Raw genomic sequence first — 5,260 nt, 5'->3', positions numbered from 1 at the left:
TTTAAGCGCTGCTTTTTTTATTTCAAGTTGCGCATCAGAAGAAAGCTTCCTAAAATCTCGTTTTTCCATATCTTGAAAATAAATTATGCCCTATCACTTTGAGCAACATTTAATTGCCGAAGTAATAGCATGCCCCGTCACACCAATCGCAGACCTGAATGTCAGCTCTCCACCCATCCATCCTGTGACAACCAGCACCAGAGCAGTAGCTATGGAGAGGGAAATTCCAACCGGAACAACAGATTCAAGAGGATCCCCGACACGCAGAATCCAGTTTGAAAGTGTAAGCAGCATGGCAATTGTATTGCCGATCGCATGGACCCACCCAATATAGCCAGCTCGTGCTCTTCTGATAGTGGCAAAATCGATCAAACCAAATACAGCGGCAGTTATCCCCATCACAAACCCTGCTCCTGAAACCCACAATGCAGTCTGCGCCCAGCAGTTATTTCCTGTCAAAATGTACAGGCCATCAATAAACGGCAGAGCAATCAGAAAAGCGATAGGGAAGACGATAAAAATGGGATGAACAGGGTGACCGGATATGGAGGCAGTACTCCTGACTCCGGATACTCTGAACATCGGCGCGGTTTCTTTTTTTGTTTCCATGTTTCTCCTGTGATACACTTTTTATATAGACATCGTCAGTTTCCAAAGTCGGTATCGAAATCGGTATCGGTATCGTATCGAAAATTTATTGATTCCGATTCCGATACCGATACCGACCCCGATGATGAAACATTATAGCAAGGTTCTAAAAGTTTAACCCTGCTGCTGAAAGCAATCTCCTCCAGATACTGGCAGATAAAGAGTTATACGGCTGCTGACGAATTATAAACGGTCTGCCTTTTTTATTCCTGACCCTGAATTTTGTTTTTCCTGAGCTGGTTTTGTATACATGCAAATCAAAAACCGATCCTCGAAAACGCAGTGATTTCAGTTTAAGTTCCGGAAGCCAGTCGGGGAGGAGTGGATCGAGGAAAAGTATGTTTAACGGGGCAAAGGGTTGAAACCCGCACAAAATATTGACAAACAGACCGAAAGCCGCAGCATTCCAGGTTTGTGGCACATTAGCCCTGGGGAAGGCTCCAGGATGCCCATACAGTTCCCGGTCGTATCCACCCACACACTCCGGAACCCAGTCGTTTCTCCAGTGCAAAGCAAGATCAAAGTTTGCCTTGATCAAATCCATTGCCTCCCTGTCAAATCCATACCTTCTCAATCCAAAGGCTATGGATGCGTTTTCAACAGGCCAGATCGACCCCAGATGATAATCCAGAGGGTTAAAAGAAGGATGTGCAGAGGAAAGTGTTCTTACACCCCAGCCGCTGAACATGTCCGGTGAGAAAAGTGCCTTGACGACAAGGGGAACTTTTTCTGAATCTATGATTCCTGTTGCGAGACAATGACCCATATTCGATGTCCGGCTCCTTATTTTCCTCTTTTTTGAGTCCAGTCCAAGAGCGATATATCCCTCACTTTCAACCCAGAAATCCCGGTTAAATGCTTTTTTCAGCCTTATTGCCCTCTTCAGATACCGCAAAGCATCTTTGCGGTTACCTGTCATAAGTGAAAAGAAAGCTCCTGCCTGAAGAGCGGCATAGTAGTAACCCTGAGTTTCGCTCGTGGCTATCGGTGGGTCTACAAGCTCCCCATATTCATCAACTATGGCGTTTTCCGAATCTTTCCATGCCTGATTCCTGGGCCCATCAGGTGAGAGAGTCTTGTACTCCAGAAACCCGTCCCCATCCATGTCACCATACTCCTCTGCCCAGTCAAGTATCCTCCTGCAGATCGGCCAGATCTTTTTAAGCTGATCATTATCACCTGACCAGGCATAAGCAAAAGTAAAAGCGACTATGAACATAAAAGGGGATGAGAAATCACCGTAATAGCACCCGAAGGGATTCTTTCCAATTCTTGACAGGGGATCTCTCCTTGCCTGCTGGATAATTCTTCCAGGCTGCTCATCAGTTTCCGGGTTTACAACTTTCCCCTGGATTCTGGCAATCGATGTTAGAGAGGAATATGCTATCTTTCCTTCATCAAACAGTGTGATCATCCATGATGACGTAAGTGCATCGCGGGCAAACAGATGAGGATAGAGAGGATAGCCTGCAGCAGGTGTAAGCCACTCCTCACGTGCCCCGTCAAGGAGTGATGCAAACCCGACAGTTCTTATCGAGTGATTGACAACTCTACCGAATTGACTTCCGGGCGTTTCTATCCTGCAAAGACCGGAAATCCAGTTCTTAAGCACCTGTTCACGCTCGTTTGATCCTGCAAGATCCACAGGATCATCTGGATCATCTGCCCGTACATGTATCGCAGTCTTTATCCTTTCTCTTCTTGAGAGAGTAAACTCAGCCCTGATCTTTCCCTCTTTGTACTCCCATACGCCATCTCCGGATGTCTGTACCACGGTGCTGATCCAAAAATCAGGGTTGATACACCTTATTGTCAGTTTCTGATCGGTAAATTCCTGCTCTGAAGGCATCCCGGCAGCTATTCTATCTGACCGGATCTGATCGATAGTGATAAAATCCGCACTGCAGATCCATTCCAGTGTAAATCTGACCTGTTTTTCCCAGCAGTTTACAAGGATCAGTTCGCAATCAAAGCCTGACGGAGAAACGGTGCACTTTTTTCTTATCTCAATGTCTCGCTCAAGGATTCCATCCTGTCTCTCTATCATCCCTGAGCCGCTCCCGCCGGTTCCCCCCTCATGCACCTCCGGAAAGATCATCGAGCATTCTATAGTGTCCGGGTAATTTGTAAATACAGAGCAGAAATGGGGGAGTCTGCCGTTTATGCAAAGCTCGAGCTTCTGAAGATATCTTACACTCCTGAAAAAATACCCGTTCAACCCGCGACCGGTGATCTCTCCATGATGGTCTGCTATAAGAAGCGACTGACCTCGCCAGAGACAGTTTATCTCAGGATGAATCGAAGCCCGAAAAGGGGAGAAGAGGTCTTCATCCATTTTTTTTCCTCACCTGTCACTGTGCCTGAACCATAAGCTTAGATGTCCAGGAGAACCCCTCTTTACAATAGAAATGCCTTTCCTCTTTATAAATTCACCCAGATTTTTCATCTCACTCACAGTAAACCCCTTGCGAATTGATATTTTACCATCGGCAACAGCATAACTTCCCTTGAAAAAAGGGGCGGCAAGGGAGAAGGCAAGAAGGGAGAGAGGTGATCTGTAAAGGTCGTTGATCAGAAATCCGTAACCTGCACTCTCCGCCATCAATTGCAGCAGAGGTGCTATAGTCTCATCCTGCAGATGATGAAGGAAGTGGTTGACATAGATATAATCGGCTCTGTGACACTTCAGAGCTTCGAATGCATCAATGTGCTTTACCTTGATATTTCCACAGTCGATGCACTCTCTTCTGGCATATCTGACCGCAATCTCATTGTTGTCGATACAAGTGATAAAGCATTCGATATTTCTCTTCGTACAGACCCCGCTTAACCATCTTGCGATCTCTCCTCCTCCGCAGCCCAGTTCCATGACAGTGATACTCTTCAGTTTTCGTACGGAAACATCCCTGAGAATTGTTTTAAGGATAAGTTTTCTGATGCCGGAGAGGTAAAGGTTGATTGTTTTCAGATGATCAAAGGTGCGGGTTAACATGACAGGATCTATCTCTCCGGAATCCATTATCTCCTGACAGTTGGATCTTCCGGACCAGTTTGATAAGAGAAAACCCAGGTTGACAGGTCTCTTTTTCACGCCTGAACCTCTCCTCTATACAGACTTTAACAGAGTTCCATGCACCGACAGGCCGGCTCCAAAACCCAGAACGCATACAGATTCCCCTGAAGAGATATTTTCCTTTAATTTATCAATTGCAAACATTACCGACGGGGATGACATGTTGCCGTATTCCTTTAGAATATTCCTGGAAGTCCCGATTTTACTTTCAGTTAGAGAAAGTGAACTCTGGACAGAGTTGAGAATTTTTTCTCCTCCGGGATGAATCGCCCAGTTGTTGATTTCCGAAATTGCTGTTCCGGAAAGGAGATCTTTTACAAACGATGGGAGCAATGAACTGAGAATCTGCGGAAGCCCGGGGCTGAGTTTGTTATGGAGCTGGCCGTTTTTGTAAACATACCTGACAGCCTCACGGTATTGGGGAAATATACCGGAACAGGATGAAAGAATCTCAAAACCGGATCTTTCAGGGGAAACTATAAAAGCTGCTGCTCCATCACCGAAAAGCGCATTGGAGATCAGAAGGCTCATGTCATTTCCCATCTGAAAAGTGGCACTGCAGATCTCTACAGCTATTCCGGCCACTGTTATGTTTTCCGCCTGAACCAGGGAGGAGGCAAGCTGGAGATTGGGAATAGCTCCTCCACATCCCATTCCGGCAAGATCGTATACCCGCACAGAATTGTCCAATCCAAGCTCCTCTATCAGATATGAGCTTATTCCAGGACACAAATATCCTGTACAGGTATTTGTGATTATGGCATCGATAGATTTTATATCCACATCAGCCTTACTGGCCGCTTTTTTGAGTGCTTCTGCCGAAAGGGAAACAACCCATTTCTGAAAACGTGAAGCTCTGATATCGGGGTGTTCGTTTCTGATCTCTTCCAGTTCTCGGAGATTTTCTGCCGCAAAATGCCTTTTCTTTATCCCCGGATGTAAAAGCACCTTCTCCAGTACATCAAGAGAGCGGGAAGATAACTCTTCTGAATAGTGATGCTTCAGCAGTTCTGAAATCTGACTCTGTTCCAATGAAAGTGAAGGAACTGCGGTTCCGATTGAGTTAAGATATGCCGCCATCTATACCTTTCCAATCACCAATGCAGCCAGATGCCCCCCAAACCCGAAAGATTCAGTCAGGGCGTTCTTTACTGGATGCGAGATTGTTTCTCTGGTAAAGTTCAGGGACTTTACCTGGGTTTTAATATTCTTACTTCCATGAATTTTGTTATGACAGACAGAAAGCACTGTTACTGCAGCCTCGAGTGCACCACTGGCACCAAGAACATGCCCTGTAAGAGATTTGGTACTGTTTACAAGGACATCACTGCCGAACACCCTCTCGATTACATCCGCCTCTATCTGGTCATTTAAAACAGTTCCGGTCCCGTGGGCATTGATATAATCGATCTGATGAAGATCGAGACTGGCCTGTGCCACAACCGACCTTAAAAGGCTCTCTATCTGTTTGCCATCCGGCTCCATCATCATCAGATTGTATGCTTCGAATTTTTCCTTATACGCTTTAATCTCAGCAAG

Annotated in this window: 5 protein-coding genes; all 5 read right to left on the bottom strand. The window is 45.8% G+C overall.

Annotation, left to right across the window (positions count from 1 at the left end; genetic code table 11):
* Positions 1 to 93: 93 nt before the first annotated feature.
* Positions 94 to 609, bottom strand: a complete 516-nt coding sequence (locus tag GX089_17655; protein NLP04321.1) for a DUF2231 domain-containing protein — start codon at positions 607 to 609, stop codon at positions 94 to 96.
* 145 nt (positions 610 to 754) lie between these two features.
* On the bottom strand, positions 755 to 2,983 hold the full coding sequence (locus GX089_17650; protein ID NLP04320.1) for a hypothetical protein: 2,229 nt from the start codon (positions 2,981 to 2,983) through the stop codon (positions 755 to 757).
* Between the two features lie 9 nt (positions 2,984 to 2,992).
* On the bottom strand, positions 2,993 to 3,739 hold the full coding sequence (locus tag GX089_17645) for a methyltransferase domain-containing protein (protein ID NLP04319.1): 747 nt from the start codon (positions 3,737 to 3,739) through the stop codon (positions 2,993 to 2,995).
* Positions 3,740 to 3,754: 15 nt separating this feature from the next.
* Positions 3,755 to 4,801: a type III polyketide synthase gene (locus tag GX089_17640; protein ID NLP04318.1), complete on the bottom strand. Its 1,047-nt coding sequence runs from the start codon at positions 4,799 to 4,801 to the stop codon at positions 3,755 to 3,757.
* Positions 4,802 to 5,260 (bottom strand): beta-ketoacyl-[acyl-carrier-protein] synthase family protein (locus GX089_17635; GenBank protein ID NLP04317.1); only part of this gene is annotated, 459 nt, incomplete at its 5' end.

Origin of the sequence: Fibrobacter sp. (genome assembly GCA_012523595.1) — a bacterium.
Lineage (GTDB): Bacteria > Fibrobacterota > Chitinivibrionia > Chitinivibrionales > Chitinispirillaceae > JAAYIG01.
This window is presented reverse-complemented; position numbering and strand designations above follow the sequence as displayed.